Raw genomic sequence first — 21,032 nt, 5'->3', positions numbered from 1 at the left:
GGATTACCTAAAAGGTGTTTATCAACTATTTGGTCATATTCTTTACAAAATTCATCAACAAGACAAAAGATTTCAGTGATTTTAGAGTAGATTATCATAGATAGGTTTTTAGATCAATAAATTGAAAATCAACACTTTAATTTACTAAAAATCTATCTTTTTTGCTAGAAACATCTACTTAAATATTAATCGAACTCAGGTTACTAAGAATTCCACCATACAATCCAGAACTGAATCCTTGTGAGCAAGTATGGCAGTACATAAAAAATAGGTTTAAAAACCAACGCTTTGAATCCATGGGAGAACTGAAAAAATGGTTGCACACAACAGTAGTTAGTATGAGTAGCCAGACCATAAAATCAATAACTAGTAATCATCATTATAAAAATGCTTTCATAGAGACTTTTCAAAAGTAAATTGGTATAATAGTCTTTATCTCAAGCTATAGGTTATCTCTAAGTAAAACAAGCGCTCCCTATGAGCGCTCGATAAGGTTTTATAAAAACTGATAGAGCTTTAATAATGTAAACTAACACCTTATTTAATTAGACTTTAAAACTCGTTGATACTGTTTGTATTCTTAAAATTCTCAAAAAAGTAAACTCAAACCATTAATAATATGTATTTTAATAAAAAAAACATGGGAATTAATTGGGATCATTTCACTAAAGATTTAGATAGCATGCCAGAGGTGATATTAGGAACCGTAACTATTTATGCACTTATAATTCTGTACACTAGAATTTTTGGTCTTAAGAGCTTCAGTAAAATGACTGGCTTTGATTTTTTAAATACCGTAGCAATAGGAAATTTACTAGCTATGAGCGCCGCAACTAGCTCTCCTTCTCTTTTTGTAGGCGCCTTACTTATAGGTATTTTCTACCTATTTAATTACTTAATAACATGGTTCTCTTTTAATAGTAAGACCGTAGAAGAAGTTATTGATAACTCTCCTATGCTATTAATGAGAAATGGTAAAGTACTATATAAAAATTTAGAAAAGACTAAAGTTACCGAAAACGAATTAAGAGGAAAACTAAGAGAAGCAAACGTATTAAGATTGAGCGAGGTAAGAGCTGTAATACTAGAGACCACAGGCGACGTAAGCGTGATTCACACCTCAGAAAATAAAGAACCAGAGGACTATATAATGGAAGATGTAAGACGATCTTAATTAAAAATAAAAACAACTTTGTCAACTAGATAGGAATTCATCCATACAACGATTTTCTTTTGCTGTACATTTGTGCATTAAATTGAATTAATGAGTTTATTATATTTATTTCTAGGTTTTATATTATTAGTAGCAGGTGGAGAGTTTCTGGTTAGGTCTTCTGTAGGATTATCTCTTAAACTTAGTTTATCAAAAATGATCATTGGGTTAACCGTTGTATCCTTTGCTACTAGTGCTCCAGAGCTTATAGTAAGTATACAAGCAGCTATGGACGGCTCTTCTGGAATTGCACTAGGTAATGTAATCGGTTCTAATATTGCAAACATAGGACTGGTACTAGGAGTAACAGCGTTAATCGCTCCCCTAGCCATGGACAAAGATTTTTTTAAATTCAACTGGCCTTGGATGATTATCTTCAGCCTATTGCTCTACGTATTCTTATTTTTAGATCACGATATCAATAGATTTGAAGGTACTTCTTTATTAGTATTACTAATAGTCTTCTTAGTCCTATTGATAAGAAGAGCTCGTAAAACACCAGAAGCTGTAGCTATAGATGATGATCTGGAAGAATCTAAATGGTGGAAAATATTTCTATTCTTAGTTTTAGGTGGCGCTGCCTTATGGATAGGATCTGAATTACTGGTAAAAGGAGCTGTTGACATAGCAGAGAGTCTAGAAATTCCAGAAAGTATTATTGCAGTATCTATGGTCGCTATCGGCACATCTGTTCCAGAGCTAGCAGCATCTGTTATAGCGGCTCTTAAAAAAGAAAAAGCGATTTCTCTAGGTAATTTAATAGGCTCTAACATTTTCAATATAGCATCTGTACTAGGTATAACTTCTCTTATACAGCCTATAAAGATAAGCGGTGAGAATTCTGGACTTATAACTAATGACATATATTGGATGCTAGGTTTTGCGTTTATTATGCTTCCTCTAGCATTTATACCTAAGACATATTCCATAGGCAGATTCAAAGGAATCTTTTTAATGATCTCCTATATACTTTTTGTTTATTTAATATTTCAGACCCTAGCATAAATAAGGACATAGACATAATTTAACTGTAATTTTATATCAATACCCTATTTAAATAAGGGGTGTATTAATTATTATACTTATTTTTACGGTGTATTTTATTAAAATAACACCACATCATGTCTACATTAAGATTTAATGCCTTAAAAGAAACACTCAATCGCCAGCCTATTGAAGTGAATGAACCTAAACGTCGCAGTGAAATATTCGGTAAGAATGTTTTCAATAAATATGCGATGCGCCAGCACTTAACTAAGCAAGCTTACAAAAGCGTCGTAGACGCTATGGAAAACGGTACTAAAATAAGCCGTGAAGTAGCAGATCATATTTCTACAGGAATGAAAGAATGGTCTATCAATAATGGTGCAACTCACTACACGCACTGGTTTCAACCACTTACTGGTGGTACTGCAGAGAAACATGATGCTTTCTTTGAATTAGAAATGGATGGTGAAGTGATTGAAAAATTCGGTGGTGGACAGCTAGTTCAACAAGAACCAGACGCTTCTTCTTTCCCTAATGGTGGAATAAGAAACACATTTGAAGCTCGTGGTTACACCGCTTGGGACCCTACATCACCAGCATTTATTATGGGAACTACGCTCTGTATTCCTACTGTATTTATCGCTTACACAGGAGAAGCTCTAGATTACAAAACACCTCTACTACGTTCTTTACAAGTAGTAGATCAAGCAGCAACTGATGTATGTAAATACTTTGACAAAAACGTATCTAAGGTAGTTGCCACATTAGGATGGGAACAAGAATATTTCTTAATAGATGCTGCCCTAGCAGACTCGCGTCCAGATTTACAAATGGCTGGTCGTACCCTATTAGGACATTCCTCTGCAAAAGGACAGCAATTAGACGATCATTATTTCGGTTCTATTCCTTCCAGAGTATTAAATTATATGCGTGATATGGAAACAGAATGTATGCTTTTAGGTATACCTGTTAAAACACGTCACAACGAGGTAGCCCCTAACCAGTTTGAGCTTGCTCCTATATTTGAAGAAGCAAACCTTGCAGTAGATCACAACTCTTTATTAATGGATGTGATGAGAAAAGTAGCTTCACGTCACAACTTTAAAGTTTTGTTCCATGAAAAGCCATTTGCAGGAGTAAACGGTTCTGGAAAACACAATAACTGGTCACTTGCTACTAACACTGGTGTAAATTTATTATCTCCAGGTAGCACACCTATGAAGAACCTGCAGTTCTTAACTTTCTTTGTAAATACCATAAAAGCGGTACACGATAATGAAGAGTTAGTTAGAGCAACTATAGCAAGCGCATCAAACGACCATCGTTTAGGAGCAAATGAAGCACCACCAGCAATTATTTCTGTGTTCATAGGTTCTCAATTAACTAAGGTTCTGGACGAATTAGAAAAAGTAACCGACGGAAAACTTTCTCCAGAAGAGAAAACAGACCTTAAACTTAATGTAGTAGGTAAAATTCCAGAAGTAATCCTTGATAATACAGACCGTAACCGTACGTCGCCATTTGCATTTACAGGGAATAAATTTGAATTACGTGCCGTAGGTTCTACCGCAAACTGTGCAAATCCTATGACCGTTCTTAACGCGATAGTTGCAAAACAATTAATCGAGTTTAAGGAAGAAGTAGACGCACTTATTAAGGATAAAAAGCTCAAAAAAGATGAGGCTATCTTTAACGTATTACGTGAGTACATTAAGCAATCTAAGAAAATACGTTTTGAAGGAGATGGCTATGGAGAAGCATGGGAAAAAGAAGCAGAAAAACGAGGACTAAGCAACAATAAAACGACTCCTACCGCTCTTAAAGCAAAAGTTTCTGAGAAAACTATAAAGCTTTATGAAGACCTAAACATCATGAGTAAGGTAGAGACAGAATCTCGTTATGAAATTGAAGTAGAAGAATACGCGATGCGCATCCAGATAGAAGGACGTATCTTAGGCGATATCGCTCGTAATCATGTGATTCCTACTGCCGTTAAATATCAAAATAGATTGATAGAAAACGTAGTAGGTTTAAAAGAAATCTATGGTAAAGACTTTAAAAAGTATGCAAAAGAGCAAATGATGCTTATTGAAGATATCTCAGAACACATTGAGAAAATCAACAAGGGAATTACAGAAATGACTGATGCTCGTAAAAAAGCAAACAAAGCTAAAAATGCTGAAGAAACTGCTGCTCAATACTGCGATAACGTAAAACCTTACTTTGACGTGATACGTTACAGCTGCGATAAACTAGAATTATTAGTAGACGATGAATTATGGCCACTTACTAAGTATCGTGAGTTATTATTTACTCGTTAATCAACTAGTTAATAAATGATTTAAAAGCCTCTAATTTAATTGTTAGAGGCTTTTTTATGTTTCGCTTTCGCGAAAGCGGGAACGAAAAAACAATAATCAAAATAAGAAGTCAGACCATAAAATCAGACTATAAATACGATAGAAAAAGGTGAAGTATGTCTCATCTACTTTGTTAGCTTTAAAAATAGCTGCAATATTTTGAGTGGATGTTCTTTAAATTTTTGAAATAGCACCATCTGACTGGCATATTTCTTAACAACCTATTCATACTTTTTATTTAATACTTAAAAGTTAATAGCTCTTAATTGCTTGTAAATAGTAAATTTGCCATATGAGCCAAGACATTTCTAAAAGATATGCGCAGCGTGGTGTAAGCGCTGGCAAAGAAGACGTACATAACGCGATAAAAAACGTAGATAAAGGACTGTTTCCACAGGCTTTTTGTAAAATAGTACCAGATTCTCTAACAGGATCTGAAGATCACTGCCTCATTATGCATGCAGACGGTGCAGGGACTAAATCCAGTCTAGCCTACATGTACTGGAAAGAAACTGGAGACATATCGGTCTGGAAAGGAATCGCTCAAGATGCTTTAATAATGAATGTAGACGACTTACTTTGTGTAGGCGCAACAGATAATATTCTACTTTCTAGCACTATAGGAAGAAACAAAAACCTCATTACAGGAGAAGTAATTAGCGCTATTATAAACGGTACAGAAGAACTTATAGCCGATTTAAAATCACACGGCGTAGAAATTATTTCTACCGGTGGAGAAACGGCCGATGTCGGTGACCTAGTAAGAACCATTATCGTAGACTCTACCGTTACCGCACGCATGAAACGCAGCGATGTAGTAGATAACGCAAACATAAAAGCAGGTGACGTTATTGTAGGACTTTCTAGTTCTGGACAGGCTACTTATGAAAATGAGTATAACGGCGGCATGGGATCTAACGGTCTTACCAGCGCTAGACACGATGTTTTTAATAAAACCCTTAAAGATAAATTTCCTGCAAGTTATGATGCAGCCGTTCCAGAAGATCTAGTTTATTCTGGTTCAAAAAACCTAACTGACGCTGTAGAAGGTAGCCCGCTAGATGCTGGTAAATTAGTCCTATCTCCTACTCGTACCTATGCGCCTATCATTAAAAAAATATTAAGCAGTGTAAATCGAGTAGACTTGCACGGCATGGTACACTGCTCTGGTGGTGCTCAAACTAAAATTTTACATTTTGTAAAAGACCTGCACATCATTAAGGACAACATGTTTAAATTACCACCTCTTTTTAAAATGATACAAGAAGAGTCTGGTACTGACTGGAAAGAGATGTATCAGGTTTTCAACATGGGACACCGTATGGAACTTTATGTAAATGAATCTATTGCACAAGAAATTATAGATATTTCAAAATCATTTAATGTAGACGCAAAAATCATAGGTCGTGTAGAAACTGCAAACTCTAAGAAACTTACTATCGATAGTGAGTTTGGGGTTTTTGAGTATTAAAAAAATCACTCTATACGTTTGAAACATTCTCAAATACAGACTGTCTTGAGCTTGTCGATAGGCTCTAACTGACATCATTCGGTGTCAGTTAGAGCGCAGTCGAGAACGATTACTAGTCTAAAAGCTTTATTGATGAAATACTACCATCTTTACATCTTGAATGCTCTGATGGCTTGTTATACACAGAAATGACTAATAATCTTGAGAGACGTCTGGAAGAACACCATATGGGTAAAAACCCTAGATCCTTCACTTTGCAAAGAAGGCCACTAAAACTGATTTATAGAGAGCGTTTTATAGATGTACGGTATTGCATTTATTACGAAAAGAAAATCAAGAAATGGAGTGCTGCAAAAAAACGAGCATTAGCTAACAGAGAATTTGACACCATACAAATTCTTGCAGAATGCAGGAATATGACTCAACACAAGTATCAACCCACAAAGCATGAAATCGACACCGCTATTAAGGAGTTTTAGGTCTTTCTTTAATTAGTAACAACTCTTTATTAAATCATTCTCGACTGCGCTCGAATTGACTATCGACCTGTCTATTTATTTGCGCATCTCCATAATCCTTCAATACCTCCACCACGATTTTCAACTTCGGCTCAATATATCGTTTACAAAACGGTGCTTCCGGTCTCGTTTTGTAATAATTCTGTATCGATTCTCGCGAGGCTTTAAAAGATGAAAACGGAATTATATGAGTAATGTATTTTTCGTTCCGCTTTCGCGAAAGCGAGATCATAATATCCTCTATCCTACTTTTCATATCATCATCAAAATAATAAATAGCACTGCGATAATCGTCACGTCTACTATGTTCCTTACTGGAAGAATGGGTCTGTAAATGTATATCGATTAACATCTCTAGATTCACAGAATCAGTAAGATGCGCGATTACTGCTTCACTTTTTGTTTCAAAAGGCGCCATACTAGAAATATAACCTTGTTCTACTCTTATCACACCAGCAACAGATTGAAAAACAGCTTCTGTGCACCAATGACAGCCACCGCCCAGACCTAATTTTACTATTGATTTCATAAGCGAGATTATAGTTTAAAATTACGAGCAAATTCCGTATTTTCGCGACACTTGAAATAGACCATGATAGATAAATTAAATATTGTAAAAAATCGTTTTGACGAGGTAAACGACCTAATCATTCAACCAGATATTATATCTGACCAAAAACGATACGTGCAACTGACTAAAGAATATAAAGATCTTAAAAATCTCATGGATAAACGTGAGATTTATATAGAATTAACTGCAAATCTTGAAGAGGCAAAAGAAATCATAGCAGACGGTAGCGATGCTGATATGGTTGAAATGGCACAGATGCAACTGGATGAAGCAAAAGAAGCTATTCCTGCTCTTGAAGAAGAAATACGCATGATGCTGGTCCCTAAAGATCCAGAAGATGCAAAGAATGCAGTAATGGAAATACGTGCTGGTGCTGGTGGTGATGAGGCGAGTATTTTTGCTGGTGATTTATTTAGAATGTATGAAAAATACTGTTCTAGTAAAGGCTGGAGTACGAGTGTTGTTGATACCAGTCATGGTACTAGTGGTGGTTATAAAGAAATTATTCTAGAAGTAAATGGTGAAGATGTGTATGGAACACTCAAGTTTGAAGCTGGAGTGCACCGTGTACAACGTGTACCACAGACTGAAACTCAAGGTCGTGTACACACGAGTGCCGCTACGGTAATGGTACTTCCTGAGGCCGAAGAATTTGACGTAGAACTGGACATGACAGAAGTACGTATAGAACGTACTACTTCTACAGGTCCTGGTGGACAGTCGGTAAACACTACTTATAGTGCGATAAAATTACACCACGAGCCTACTGGTATGATCGTGAGTTGTCAAGATCAAAAATCGTCGCATAAAAACCTGGAAAAAGCCTTAAAGGTTTTACGTTCTCGTTTATATGAAATGGAGCTTGCAAAGAAAATGGAAGCCGATTCTGAAAAGCGTAAAAGCATGGTGAGTTCTGGTGACCGTAGTGCTAAAATTAGAACTTATAACTACTCACAAGGCCGTGTTACAGATCACCGTATCAACCTTACTTTATATGATCTAGATAACATTATCAATGGTGATATTCAAAAAATCATCGACGAGCTTCAACTGGTAGATAATACCGAGAAGTTAAAAATGACTGATGAAGGTTTATAACGGCGCATGCCATGCGCCGAAACATATTTTCAGTTCATATATACCAATATTGACGCATCGCATCCATCAAACTCAGTAAAGGGCGGATCGCATCTGCCGAAATAACTACCTCTATGACCATAGATAAACTTCATTCTCAAATCAATAAAAAGAAATCCTTTTTATGTGTAGGCCTAGATGTTGATCTGGAAAAAATACCAGCTCATTTACTGCAAGAGGAAGATCCTATTTTTGCCTTTTCTAAAGCAGTTATAGATGCTACTCATGATCTTTGTGTTGCTTATAAACCCAACACGGCTTTCTTTGAAGCTTATGGAGTTAAAGGGTGGATCGCGTTAGAAAAAACCATCCGTTACCTCAACGAGAATTATCCAGATCATTTCACAATAGCCGATGCTAAACGTGGTGATATAGGAAACACTTCTACTAGATATGCTAAGGCTTTTTATGAAGACTTGAATTTTGATAGTGTAACGATTGCTCCTTACATGGGAAAAGATTCTGTAGAGCCGTTTCTGGCCTTTAATGATAAGTTTGCTATTTTACTAGCGCTTACTTCTAATCAAGGTGCTTTTGATTTTCAGACCAAAACTATAGATGGAAAACCTCTATATCAAGAGGTTCTTAAAACAGCTTCTCAATACGAGAATAGTGATAGATTAATGTATGTAGTAGGTGCTACAAAAGCAGAATATCTAGCAGACATCAGAAAAATAGTTCCAGATTCTTTTTTACTGGTTCCTGGAGTAGGCGCTCAAGGTGGATCTCTAGAAGAAGTTGTAAAATATGGAAAAAATGATCAAGTAGGACTACTCGTTAACTCTTCTCGTGGTATTATTTATGCTTCTAATGGTAGTGACTTTGCTGATGCTGCAAGAGCAAAAGCTCTCGATTTACAGCAACAAATGGCTGATTTGATATAGGAAATAGTCTTATAAAAAATTCCAACATTGCATAATCCCTTATTTAATTCGGTTAAGAATTAAATATAGGGATTATGTAATGCGTTTATAATTGAATTAACCTCTAACTTCAGTTTATATTTTTAAAAATCATAATCAATCGATCTGAAGATTCTTGATCGTAATCTTCTAACTGGTAATTACCATACACATCTATTAACTCTACTCCTGCGGCTGCAAAATAACTTTGAAAATCTTCTAAGGTTAATGCACTTACTCGCTCAGTAAAATGGTAATCATGATCGTTATCTCTAAATTTTATGTCTTTGTAAATAAAGCCATTTTCAAAACGTCTTGAATTATGAAAGGTGATTCCTTCTTCTGTTTTAGAGTTTTCTTTTACCAGGTTTTTTACTACATAATGTGCGTTCATAAAATCGATAACCGCATATCCACCTGGTTTTAAGTTGGACTTAATGGCCTCTATCGTTTTTAAATTATCTGTCGCGTCATCAAAATACCCAAAACTGGTAAATAGATTAAAAACAGCATCAAAAGTCTGGTCATAAGGAACGGTCATGTTGTGCACATGAAACTCGATACGAGATGCGTCTATGGGGTTTAAATTTTTATTTTCTTCATTAATAGAAGGTGTAGAAGTGGTTTTTCTTAATTCCGCTTTCGCGAAAGCGATACTACTATCACTCAAATCTACACCAGTTACACGGTATCCTAATTTATTAAGATACATACTATGTCGTCCACGACCACAGGCTAAGTCCATGATATGAGCGTCTTTACTCAACTTTAAACGCTGTGTAAGTCGCTGCATAAACTGTCCAGCCTCTGTGTAATCGCGATCTCTATATAAGATGTGATAATACGGTGTGTCGAACCAACTAGCGAACCATTGATCTGATGTGTTTACATTGCTCATAGACCGCAAAAATACCTTAATTTTGCCGTTCAAATCTCACGAAAATGTCTCAAAATTTTAAGATGATTGCCAAAACGCTTTTTGGCCTAGAAGAAGTACTTGAAAAAGAGTTGCGTCAACTAGGTGCCATGAATATAAAGCGTGGTGTCCGTATGGTAGAATTTACTGGTGACCAGGGTTTTATGTACAAAGCAAACATGATGTTGCGTACCGCTATTAGAATCTTAAAACCTATTTATAGTTTTAGAGCGCGTAATGAGGTAGATCTTTATGACGGTATTTATCAATACGACTGGTCTAAACATTTAACACATCATGACACGATTGCTGTTCATGGTACAATAGCGTCACAGTATTTTAACCACAGTCAGTATGTGGCTTTAAAGACTAAAGATGCTATAGTAGATCAAATACGTCGCAATACAGGACAACGTCCAGATGTAGATACTAAGCATCCTGATTTAAGAATTTCTGTGCATATAAATGACCAAAACGTAGATGTATCTCTAGATACAAGTGGCGATCCTTTATACAAGCGTGGTTATAGAAATATGACTAACGAGGCACCGATTAATGAAGTGCTAGCGGCTGGTATTATATTATTAAGTAACTGGGATCAACGTTCTACTTTTATAGACCCTATGTGTGGTAGTGGTACGATCGCTATCGAGGCTGCTATGATAGGGGCTAATATTGCGCCTAATATAAACCGTCCTGAATTTGGTTTTGAAAAATGGCCAGATTACAATAATGAGTTGTTTGAGAACATTCAAGAAAGCTGTTTAAAGAAAATGCGCGAGTTCGATGGTAAAATAATCGCTCGTGATGCAGATGGTTACACGGTAGAAAAAGCTATAGAGAACGTAAAAAATGCAAATTTAAGCGATTTTATAACGGTAGAGAAGGGAGATTTTTTTAGAGATCATCAAAGTGCGAGTGCTTTTATTTTATTTAATCCACCGTATGATGAGCGTATATCTGTAGATGTTGAAGAGTTTTACAAAGAAATAGGTGATACTTTAAAGCAACGTTATGCTGGGTCTACCGCATGGATGATTACTGGTAATATGGAGGCTCTTAAATTTGTAGGGTTGCGTCCATCTCGTAAAATCCAATTGTATAACGGTAAAATCGAGGCAAGACTAGTTAAATATGAGATGTATAAAGGGACTAAGAAAATACATAAATTAAAAGATAAAGAGGAATAGGAATAGTTTTAAAACCTCTACAGCTTTAATTATTTAAATTGATAAAGTAATTGAAACTGTATTTCAATCTGTTTTGTAAAATATAATGAATTTACTTTTACCTTTTCTCGGTGTATTAATCGGTTTTGTGGCTGCTTTATTAATAAAAGCAAAGTCTAGAAACCGTATGAAGTTACTTCTCGCTTTTTCTGGTGCTTTTTTACTAAGTGCTGTAGCTAGCGAGTTTTTACCTGAGATATATGAAGGTGGTGAGAGCAGGTACGGTGCTTATCTACTGGGTGGTGTGTTTTTACAAATTATTTTAGAGTTCTTTTCTAAGGGTGCAGAGCATGGACATTTACATATTAATAAAGAAATGCCTGTGTTTCCTTATTTGCTTTTCGGGAGTTTGTGTTTGCACGCATTTCTAGAAGGAATGCCTTTACAAGGAGAGAATAGTATGATATATGGTATTTCTATTCATAAAATACCGATTGCTTTTATTTTTACTTCCTTTCTATTATCTAGTAATTATAATAAAGTCAAAGCCGTTATCATACTTTTATTTTTTGCAGCAATGTCTCCATTAGGAAGTATTGCTGCTGGAAATATAGAGTTTCTACAAGATTTTATGTTACCCATTAAGGCGATAGTTGCTGGTATTGTGCTACATGTTTCTACGACACTTATTCTAGAGGCTAGTGAGGCGCATAAATTTAATCTAGCAAAAATAGTGGTGATGCTACTAGGTGCGGTTTTAGGGTTTTTACTTTAAGGTAATTATTTAATATAAACTTCTATAATTTTTGCAGACTTTGTGTTTACAGATACATTTGTTGAATTTGCAGGGATTAAAACTGTTTCTCCTACACTTATCATTTCTGTGTGATTATTAATAGTGATCTCAAAAGATCCTTCTACACACATATAAATCACAAACGAATCCTTGTTAGTATAATCCATTTGCGTCGCTGTGTTTACATTTAAAATAGTAGATGTAAAATAGGTGCAGTCTGCTAATACGTTTGTGTCTGACTTAAAATCTATATGATTGCTTAAAATAGTATTTCTTCTTTTTACAGCTCTCATAGATTGATCCATGTGTAGCTCTCTTTCATTACCTAAATGATCTACTCTATCCCAGTCATAAACTCTGTATGTTATATCAGACGTTTGTTGAATCTCTGCAGCTAGAATACCTGCTCCTATAGCGTGTACCTTACCAGCTGGTATGAAGAATGAATCACCTTTACTTACCTTCTCAGTATTTAGTATTTGTTCTACATTATTTATAGTAATTTCTTTAAGTGAAGAAGTCGTTATTTTTTCATCTTTAAATCCATTAATGACGTATGCATCTTCTTCATGATCCATGATGTACCACATTTCTGTTTTACCCTTAGAATCATGCTCTGCCTGTGCCATTTGATCATCTGGATGTACTTGAACAGAAAGATTTGTTCTTGCATCTAGATATTTAATTAATAGTGGAAATTCATTACCAAAGTGGCGGTAATTCTTCATTCCTACAAATTGTTCTTTATGATTTTCTATAAGATCTACAATAGAAAGCCCCTTATATGCACCATTACTTACTACAGATATGTTATTCTGTACACCAGATATTTCCCAACTTTCTCCTGTAGAATCACTTGTGACTTTTTTATTTAAAACTGTTCTTAGTTTAGAACCGCCCCATATTTTTTCTTGAAGTATAGGAACGAATTTGATAGGATATACTTTCATAATAAATAATTTTAAAGAGTAGAAATTTATGCTGCTATAGAATATTCACTCGATGCATTGCTAACTGTAAAAGAATTGTTGTGAATTTCTCTTGCTGAGTTATCTGTGTTCCATAAATTATAATTAAACCATATTTGAGTTAACTTACCAGGGATGATTAAAGCATCTTTAGTACCTAATTTAGAATCGTCTACATGTATCCATCTCATTAATGGTTGCTCTGTAATTCTATTCATCACATTATCTTTACCTAGGTGTTTTTTAAGTCTTAAAAAGATCTCTACATCAAACAGCCACTTGCTTAAAAAAGCTTCTTGATATACGACTGGTACTATATCTTTAGTAAAAACTTTTGCACCACATTGAGTATCTCTTATAGGCATACCTAGAATCAATAGAATAAATTGCTTTATGAACTTAGAGAATACATTTCTCATAAAGTTCCTTTCTATCTTGCTTTTCCCACCAGAGTTTCTAGAACCGAAAACCATGATCTTATTTTCTTTTTTCATAGTTTTTACCAGATCTTTAAAATCTCTAAAATCTGTAGAAAGGTCAGCGTCCATAAAACCTATAGAAGAGATATAGGACTCATTATATAAAAATCTCGCTCCTGCTCTTACCGCTGTTGCTTTTCCAGAATTCTTTTTTACGTCTACTATACTTATAGCGTCTGGTGCTTGCTCTTTCATCTTGTATAGAACATCTAGCGTGTTGTCTTTACTGCCATCATTTACAAAACATAAATGGTAGTCTTCATTTTGAGATATAAAAGAAACAAATGCTTCTTGGTCCAGTCTCTTTTCTTCGTTATAACAAGGGATAATAATTCCAGTTTTCATACTTGTAAAATTTAGGTTTTTCATTAATTACACTACAAACATAGTGAGGTAAATAGTTAAAAATCAGGTGTTTTCGATGAGTGACGGTTAAGCATAGACAGAAACCACTCATCGATAGACGGACCATTTATCGAAAGATTTATCTTTACATCGTAGAAAGAATGACTATTTTTCAAGTTCATAATGCAGACTTCAAAAACCAATAAATATTTAATCACCGCAGTCTTACTAGGAATTATATTCCATGGTAGCTCTATGTTCTTTACTATAGAAAAGACATATGACGCATTGATTCATTTATTCTTTGCAAATCATTATGCTACCAGCTGGTTTGAGCCATGGAGTTATAGCTGGTATACCGGCTTTACTGTTATGGGATATCCTCCACTAGTCCATCAAACTATAGGAGTGCTTTCTTTAATAGGTGGTTTAAAATTTGGAATGTTTACCATAGCATTAATAGGTGTAGTTCTATTTATTACCGGTGTTTATAGGTTTACCAAAGTTCTTATTCCTAATGAAAAGGTTGCTGGTTATGCAGCTATCATGGCGGTATTCTCATCTTGCTTTGTAGAAACGTTACACATATTTGGTCAGTTACCTAGTGTTATAGGTATCTCCATTCTCATGCATGCGCTGCCAGAGATCTATAAATGGTTAAAAACTGGTAAGAAAATATATCTTTTCAAGTCTTTGGGATTACTGGCTATTACAGTCACATCTCACCATGTAACACCTATTTTTGGAATGGTGTTTTTCATTTTCCCTTTAATAGGTACGGTATTGATGGATGCCGCTAGAGAAAAAGTTGATAACAATAATGAGGTTACTATTTTCGCTTTCGCGAAAGCGTTATGGACTCACTTAAAACGCATTATTCTATTCGGTATATGTTCTTTAATACTAATAATAGTCTGTATTTTACCCTACTGGATCAATACAAAAAACAATCCTATAACCCAAGTACCCATACCGCATGGATCCAGAGATAGTTTTATAGAAGTGACATCTTCTGGACTGGTATTCTTTATTATTCCATGGGGAATTTTATTGTTACTACTTCCTTATTTCTTCTATCGTTATTACAGTAAAAGGCTTTTGTTTTTTGGAATCTCATTTAGCATTTTATTTGTTTTAGGAACCGGTGGTACGACGCCTATTCCTTTACTGATTTTGGGAGAAAATGCTTTTAACATTATTACCCTAGACAGATTTACTTTATGGGCATCGATAATGGCTCTACCGGCATTTGGCGAGTTTTGTTATCGATTTACCGATGGAGATTATAAGGAGTTATTACAGAAAAAATGGGGCGCGGTCATTCATAGAGCTAGTGGCGGTTTTCTAGCCGTTACTTTTATATTTATAGCTATTTTTACCATGACGCTAGGTAAATTTAGACCTAGCCAGCCAGACCCTATAAAAATGCAACCTATTGTAAACTTCTTAAATGAAGATGATCATGATAAGTGGCGTTACCTACCACTAGGTTTTGGAGATCAAATGGCATGGCTGTCTGCACAAACTAAGGCCACTACAGTAGACGGTAACTATCACTCTGCACGTAGATTACCAGAGCTTACTTCTAGGGCTGTAGAACGTCTAGAAAACTCAAAATACAGAGGCATAGAAGGTCTGGGATCTTTACAGCAGTTTCTTACCGTACCAGAAAAATTTCATTTAAAGTATGTCTTCTCAAATGATAAGTTTTATGATCCACTACTCTATTTTACAGGGTGGCATAGACTTAGTTTATTAGAAAACGGCATAACTGTCTGGGAACGCTCTGGTATCGCTCCTTTACCTAGTATTTTACCTAAAGATGATGTTCCATTATTTCAAAAATTGATGTGGGGTATCATTCCGTTTTCTACAGTAATTATAGCCATATTGCTTTACCTAGGTAGTATGTGGTTCAATTCTTATAAGGATACTAAAGAAAAACAACGCATTTACTTTACAGTAAGACCTACCTCGCAATTAGTCTTAAAATTATTATACGGTATTTCACTTTTATGGATAGGTGTTATGCTATTTTTTATCGCGTATATGGTTTACGGTTTTTACCTGAAGAAATCTGCACAAATAAGTCCAGAAAGTGTGGTAACTGCCTATTATGACGCACTAGATTTTAAAGAATTTGAAAGAGCACATTCTTATATAGATCCATCGAGTAAAAAAGAAATCTCGCAATTTATGTTAGAAATTTCTGTGACAGACGGTCTTTTAAGCTCTTATGCAAAAATGGATAGTATATCGGTAAATGTCATGGATCAAACTAACTTTACTGCGACAGGTGTGGCATCTATAAGCTGGATTACACCACTTAAAGAGATTAAAACTAGAGACACTCTTTCTATTAAAAAAGAGAAAGGCAAATGGTACATAATACCTAAAAACGTAGATCCTGACATCCCGCCAGATCAATTAATGTTCGAGAGCGGTACGCGATTTTTTAATCATGGAAAACGCAAAATAACATCAGAGCAAACTTTTCATGAAGATGTTTTAAAACAGCCAGTGGTAGAGGTCGTTAATGCATCACTTATTCAAAGAGATACTACTTTTTATATAGTTGGGTCTATCCAGAATGTAGATAATATTCCAGCAGACATTGCTGTAACTGGTGCTATTTATAATAAATTCAATGAAGAAATTGCTAGATACAATGCACAAGATATTGTAAAACACAAATTACTGGCCAAAGAGACTACTCCATTTTTAATCGAATTTAATAGTAGTAATGATCCTGACAGGCCATTTGAAATGCCAGAAATTTTTGAAATACAAGTTAAAGCAAATGTCGCGACCACCGATTTATATCAGGCTGTTGCTCTGTCTCAAATACATATAAATAACAGCAAACTGACAGGTTTTTTATTTAATCCTAGTATAGAAGCAGCAACCATACCTCAACTACTTATAAGTTATTATAATGAATCTAAAGAAATGCTATGGACAGATGCCGTTTATGTAGATGAAAGTGTGCGCCCACAACGCAAGAGGTCCTTTAGCATACAACTACCAGATATGGAACAGCCATTACTTTTATCTTCAAATCTTTTAAATGTGTCCGTAAATGGATTGCCTAATAAAAGTATTGCTGTAAAGGTAAACCCTAATAGGAATACAGCTGGAACTGATGAGTTTTTAATACCTGTAACTGGCTTATCATATTCATACATTTCTATAAGTACTAACGCATATATAGGTAATCCACGATGATAAAAAGAAATCTACACGTCCCTATTTTTATAGTCACGGTTCTTATAGCTCTACTTTTTTCTTGCTCTACAGCTACTCAAAAAGAAGAAGAAAAAAGGATTACGACTTATAATTGCAGTATCAAAGCGCCAGTAGATCAAGTAGTAACTAATGCTGGAATAGTAGTTCATTTCACATCTTTTGTACGCGATATCGTGGAGCAACTGGAGTTTATTATTTCAGGTACTTATGGTACAACCGTGCTACCTATTCAATTAGATAACGAACAATTTAAAATTAATATCCCAAAAGAAATCACTCAACATGCAGGTCGTATTAACTGGCAACTTATTGCTGGTGGTAAGACCATACAGAAAGGCGATTTTAAATTATTTTCAAACACAAATGCCTTAAAAACGGTAGAAAATTATTTGGGACCACGCAGTATTATTGCTAACAATAGAGACTACACCATGCTAGTAAGCATACCGGTAGACAGTCTGGATAATTTATTACCTGACGGCACAAATGTATCTATGCGACATCAATTTAAAGGAGTTATACAGCAAGAGATACACAGAGTAACGGCAGGTTTTACATGGCACAAAATCAACTCTCCATTAATTACTGGCAGGTTGATCACTGGTAGTACGTTAAATAATATCTCTTCAACAGAACTAGTTGCAGATGTTTTTCCTGATATCGCAAGACCTTTTAAAATATATGAAGATAGCAACCACAACTATGCAGACGGTAACGAAATCATAAGTATTAAAACGGATCAAATTAAAGACCCTAATGGTAATGTTATGAGTGACGGTACTATAGTGACCTTTTTTATGACCGATAATTTTAATCAAAGATGGACTACTACGGCAAGTACTGTTAATGGTTACGCTTTCGCGAAAGCGTTACATCCAGAAAAACCTTCTACATGGACAGTAAGAGGAGTCATTACCGGCATGGTAGAAAGTCCAGAAATAGAAATAAAGTTCCAATCCATTTTAAAAGAAATAACCATACAACCACAAGAAAGTAACACTATAATTGTAGGTCCTTTAACTAGTTATCTAGGACAAGTAGTACCAGATGGCATACAAGTATCTCTTAAATTAAATGACAAAGAAATTATCTTAAAGACTAAAAAAGGAATAGTCTCTCATACCTATGACTCAAAAACTATACTGCCAGGGACCTATGAGTTAAAAGTGGCGTCTCTAGGAGTTACTGCATTAAAAGCTATAGATCTCAAGTGAAAAAAAATAAAATCCTATACCGCATTTTTATTATCACTGTGTTTATTTTTTTAAACGCTGGTGTTATTTATGGAATAAGCCAGGTTATTGCTTACCTCAACACTGGTGCAGATAGTTCTAAGATGTTGCATCTAGATGTGGCACGTACAGATTATTATCTACCAGATGTAACCTGGGTATCTATTAATAACCCTGGTAGACCTATGGAGGCTGCAAACCAACAAAAAATAGAACAAGATTATCTGGACGCATGGTATGTTAAGAATCTAGCTCTAGAAAACAACAACATAGATGGTATTTATGATCATTATACAGAAACTGCTCGTAAAAAAGTAAATGCGTTAATTGAGTACAACGCTGCTCAAAAAATATCGATACAGTCTACCACGTTGAGCCATCACATTACTCTCAATTTTTATAGTACAGACGGTACGGTGGCAGTTCTTACTGACAGACAGGTCACTGGAGTAGAAAAAATATACAAAGATCATGTGTTTCTAACACAAAGAGAATTTAATGATGACTATAGAATCATTTTATTATTAGAAGATGGTTTCTGGCGTGTGAGACATTTTGAAAAACTTGCCGCACATCAAAACACATCCATTGCACAAATCGCACCTGTAGGTATAGAAAAAATGCAAGGGCTTAATTATTATCCAGAAAAACACCCTTGGGACACTTTTAATGATTCTATAAAAAAAGAAACCCTTAAGGCCGATTTTGAGATAATCAAAGACTTAAAGTTAAATACGATTAGAATATTTATAGGTTATGAAGATTTAGGAAAAGCAGCTATAGATAATCTTAAATTAAAGAGGTTAAAAACTCTTCTAGACCAGGCTCAAAAAGCCGACTTAAAAGTTATGATCACTCTTTTTGATTTCTATGGAGATTATGACATGAACAACTGGACGTTAACAAATAGGCATCTTAAAAGTATTGTTAATTCTTTAAAAGATCATCCAGCGGTTCTCTGTTGGGATATTAAGAACGAGCCCGATCTTGATTTTGAAAACCGTGGTAAGGATCGTGTGCTTTCTTGGTTATCCCAAACCATTAAGGCTGTAAAACAACTGGACTCCTTACATCCTGTAACTATAGGATGGTCCACTCATAAAGCTGCTCTCCATTTAAAAGAAGATGTAGATTTTATATCTTATCATTATTATCAAGATCTAGAAGATTTGAGCAAAGCTCATAATTCACTAAAAAAGACTACTTTAAAACCGATAGTTTTACAAGAAATAGGACTGCCTAGTTATGACGGTTTCTGGACATTTAATGGAAATGATAAGGAAGACCAGGCTCTTTTTTACAAGCAATTTTTAGAAACCCAAAAAAGAGATAGCATTAACTATCTCTTATGGACTCTTTATGATTTTGATACTATTCCCCAAGATGTCGCAGGATCGCTTCCATGGCGTAGAAACAAACAGGCTTACTTTGGGATTATGGACTCTACAGGTATAAAGCCTGCTTACAATGTCATTAAAAATAGATCTTCTAGACTGCCATAGGCATTTGATAATCTGTCACTTTTTTTTCAATACCAAATTCGTTTAAGTACATTCTAGTTATTACAGACATAGGTAATGCGGTGGCCGCTTTATAATTTGCTTGTGCTAGCTCTTTTCTATATCTTGTATCTAGCACTAACTTCTCAATAGCATTGGCTAGACTTTCTACACTTTCTGGCTCAAAGAACTCTCCTTTGTAACCTTCTTCTTTTACTAATATACTTAGATCTCCTAAGTCTGGCATTACTACCGCTTTACCATAACTACCAGCCTGGTGCAATACACCTGAGCTACCTGTAGTAGAAGTGTATGGAAATACAACCATCGCACTTTCTGAAAATATAGTAGGCACATCTTGCTCAGCCACATAACCAGTAAAAGTAATTTTAGGCACTTCTTTGTATTGTTCTCTTACATTATCTAGGTATCCTATCGTGTTAGGGTTATCTGTACCAGCAATAACTATTTCTAGATCTTGACCTGTACGAGTTCTCACTTGCTCTACCGCTTCTATTAAATTCTCCACCTTTTTATATGTACCGAATTTACCAAAAGTCATTATCTTAAGAGATCCACTAGGTAAGTCATAAGAAGGCTCTTCAGGTATTTCAAATGTACCATGTGGTATCAACACACAATTATCTGCTTGATACTTTTCTTCTAAGATATCTACATATTTACTTATGGTTAGTACAACTTTATCCGCTTTAAGAATAACACGAGTTAGAGACTCTCCTATAAAATTAAAAATTCCTTTTTTGATTTTATTGGTTGTAAAACCTGCGCTCTCAAGGTCTACCGTTTCCATAATATTATGAAGTAGTACCGTAGTTTTTACTTTCATTAATTTAGTTAACCATGGAGAGAATAAACCTAATGCAGCTGGTATTTTCTTATCTCCAAATTTCATGAATTGTAAATTGTACAATACCATATCTGGCTGGATAGCTTTTACTGTTTTTGCAATAGAAAATACATTTGCATAACTATTAAATTTCCAGCACGGCTTTACGGTTACTTTACAGCCTACTTCTTTAAAATCAATCACAGCCGCAGCAGCAATATCATCTGTTAAGAGTACCAGTTCTGATACTTCTTTGTGCTGTCTAAAATGTTTTACTAGGTGAAAAGCATATTCATTAAGAGTGACTTTACTAGGTGGATATGCGGTAACGATTGCTAATTTCATAATAATTGATTTTAAAGGAGGTAGAATCCTG

The 21,032-nt window shown here is 35.0% G+C and carries 18 protein-coding genes; 13 read left to right on the top strand and 5 right to left on the bottom strand.

From position 1 onward, the window contains the following. Positions 1–182: 182 nt before the first annotated feature. The 6 genes from Q0838_RS06540 to Q0838_RS06515 all read left to right on the top strand — a co-directional run bounded on the left by Q0838_RS06540 (position 183) and on the right by Q0838_RS06515 (position 6,510). A complete protein-coding gene (locus Q0838_RS06540; protein WP_366942025.1) occupies positions 183–416 on the top strand; it encodes a transposase in 234 nt (77 codons plus the stop codon). A 203-nt stretch (positions 417–619) separates the two neighbouring features. Next, a complete protein-coding gene (locus Q0838_RS06535; RefSeq protein WP_298952580.1) occupies positions 620–1,174 on the top strand; it encodes a DUF421 domain-containing protein in 555 nt (184 codons plus the stop codon). A 90-nt stretch (positions 1,175–1,264) separates the two neighbouring features. Next, the gene (locus Q0838_RS06530; RefSeq protein WP_298952578.1) at positions 1,265–2,218 is read left to right on the top strand and encodes a calcium/sodium antiporter; all 954 of its coding nucleotides are present in this window, start codon (positions 1,265–1,267) and stop codon (positions 2,216–2,218) included. 116 nt (positions 2,219–2,334) lie between these two features. Next, positions 2,335–4,521 (top strand): glutamine synthetase III, encoded by a 2,187-nt coding sequence (locus tag Q0838_RS06525; protein ID WP_298952576.1) that lies wholly within the window; start codon positions 2,335–2,337, stop codon positions 4,519–4,521. A 331-nt stretch (positions 4,522–4,852) separates the two neighbouring features. Next, positions 4,853–6,031: an AIR synthase related protein gene (locus tag Q0838_RS06520; protein ID WP_298952574.1), complete on the top strand. Its 1,179-nt coding sequence runs from the start codon at positions 4,853–4,855 to the stop codon at positions 6,029–6,031. A 188-nt stretch (positions 6,032–6,219) separates the two neighbouring features. Next, complete coding sequence (locus Q0838_RS06515) at positions 6,220–6,510, top strand: GIY-YIG nuclease family protein (RefSeq protein WP_366942024.1); 291 nt, start codon at positions 6,220–6,222, stop codon at positions 6,508–6,510. A 34-nt stretch (positions 6,511–6,544) separates the two neighbouring features. Here Q0838_RS06515 and Q0838_RS06510 read toward each other — a convergent pair whose 3' ends face one another. Beyond that, complete coding sequence (locus Q0838_RS06510; protein WP_298952572.1) at positions 6,545–7,078, bottom strand: peptide-methionine (S)-S-oxide reductase; 534 nt, start codon at positions 7,076–7,078, stop codon at positions 6,545–6,547. A 63-nt stretch (positions 7,079–7,141) separates the two neighbouring features. On the opposite strand from Q0838_RS06510, the gene prfA reads away from it, so the two are divergent. Both prfA and pyrF read left to right on the top strand, forming a co-directional pair. Then, complete coding sequence (gene prfA, locus Q0838_RS06505; protein WP_298952570.1) at positions 7,142–8,218, top strand: peptide chain release factor 1; 1,077 nt, start codon at positions 7,142–7,144, stop codon at positions 8,216–8,218. Between the two features lie 113 nt (positions 8,219–8,331). Beyond that, positions 8,332–9,141: an orotidine-5'-phosphate decarboxylase gene (gene pyrF / locus Q0838_RS06500; protein ID WP_298952568.1), complete on the top strand. Its 810-nt coding sequence runs from the start codon at positions 8,332–8,334 to the stop codon at positions 9,139–9,141. A gap of 109 nt (positions 9,142–9,250) precedes the next feature. Here pyrF and Q0838_RS06495 read toward each other — a convergent pair whose 3' ends face one another. Continuing rightward, positions 9,251–10,057: a class I SAM-dependent methyltransferase gene (locus Q0838_RS06495; protein ID WP_298952565.1), complete on the bottom strand. Its 807-nt coding sequence runs from the start codon at positions 10,055–10,057 to the stop codon at positions 9,251–9,253. 44 nt (positions 10,058–10,101) lie between these two features. Here Q0838_RS06495 and Q0838_RS06490 point away from each other — a divergent pair, with 44 nt between their 5' ends. Both Q0838_RS06490 and Q0838_RS06485 read left to right on the top strand, forming a co-directional pair. Further along, entirely contained in the window at positions 10,102–11,265 is a 1,164-nt protein-coding gene (locus Q0838_RS06490) for a THUMP domain-containing protein (RefSeq protein ID WP_298952563.1), read from the top strand. 85 nt (positions 11,266–11,350) lie between these two features. Continuing rightward, on the top strand, positions 11,351–12,019 hold the full coding sequence (locus Q0838_RS06485) for a ZIP family metal transporter (RefSeq protein ID WP_298952561.1): 669 nt from the start codon (positions 11,351–11,353) through the stop codon (positions 12,017–12,019). A gap of 5 nt (positions 12,020–12,024) precedes the next feature. Here Q0838_RS06485 and Q0838_RS06480 read toward each other — a convergent pair whose 3' ends face one another. Beyond that, entirely contained in the window at positions 12,025–12,990 is a 966-nt protein-coding gene (locus tag Q0838_RS06480) for a type I phosphomannose isomerase catalytic subunit (RefSeq protein WP_298952559.1), read from the bottom strand. Positions 12,991–13,016: 26 nt separating this feature from the next. Then, positions 13,017–13,832, bottom strand: a complete 816-nt coding sequence (locus Q0838_RS06475; protein WP_298952557.1) for a dolichyl-phosphate beta-glucosyltransferase — start codon at positions 13,830–13,832, stop codon at positions 13,017–13,019. A 183-nt stretch (positions 13,833–14,015) separates the two neighbouring features. On the opposite strand from Q0838_RS06475, the gene Q0838_RS06470 reads away from it, so the two are divergent. Genes Q0838_RS06470 through Q0838_RS06460 form a run of 3 tightly spaced genes read left to right on the top strand, consistent with a single transcriptional unit; the run spans position 14,016 to position 19,812 of the window. Next, on the top strand, positions 14,016–17,057 hold the full coding sequence (locus Q0838_RS06470) for a hypothetical protein (RefSeq protein WP_298952555.1): 3,042 nt from the start codon (positions 14,016–14,018) through the stop codon (positions 17,055–17,057). Next, positions 17,054–18,292 carry a hypothetical protein gene (locus Q0838_RS06465; RefSeq protein WP_298952553.1) on the top strand — a complete coding sequence of 413 codons (1,239 nt, stop codon included), beginning with the start codon at positions 17,054–17,056 and terminating at the stop codon, positions 18,290–18,292. Before Q0838_RS06470 ends, Q0838_RS06465 begins: the two co-directional genes overlap by 4 nt. After that, positions 18,289–19,812: a cellulase family glycosylhydrolase gene (locus tag Q0838_RS06460; protein ID WP_298952551.1), complete on the top strand. Its 1,524-nt coding sequence runs from the start codon at positions 18,289–18,291 to the stop codon at positions 19,810–19,812. The genes Q0838_RS06465 and Q0838_RS06460 overlap by 4 nt, the downstream gene beginning before the upstream one ends. Here Q0838_RS06460 and Q0838_RS06455 read toward each other — a convergent pair. Further along, on the bottom strand, positions 19,799–21,001 hold the full coding sequence (locus tag Q0838_RS06455; protein WP_298952549.1) for a glycosyltransferase: 1,203 nt from the start codon (positions 20,999–21,001) through the stop codon (positions 19,799–19,801). The genes Q0838_RS06460 and Q0838_RS06455 overlap by 14 nt on opposite strands. Between the last annotated feature and the right edge of the window lie 31 nt (positions 21,002–21,032).

The organism is uncultured Nonlabens sp. (assembly GCF_947495285.1).
Lineage (GTDB): Bacteria > Bacteroidota > Bacteroidia > Flavobacteriales > Flavobacteriaceae > Nonlabens.
The sequence above is the reverse complement of the archived record's forward strand: the minus strand, read 5'-3'. Positions and strand labels throughout refer to the sequence as shown.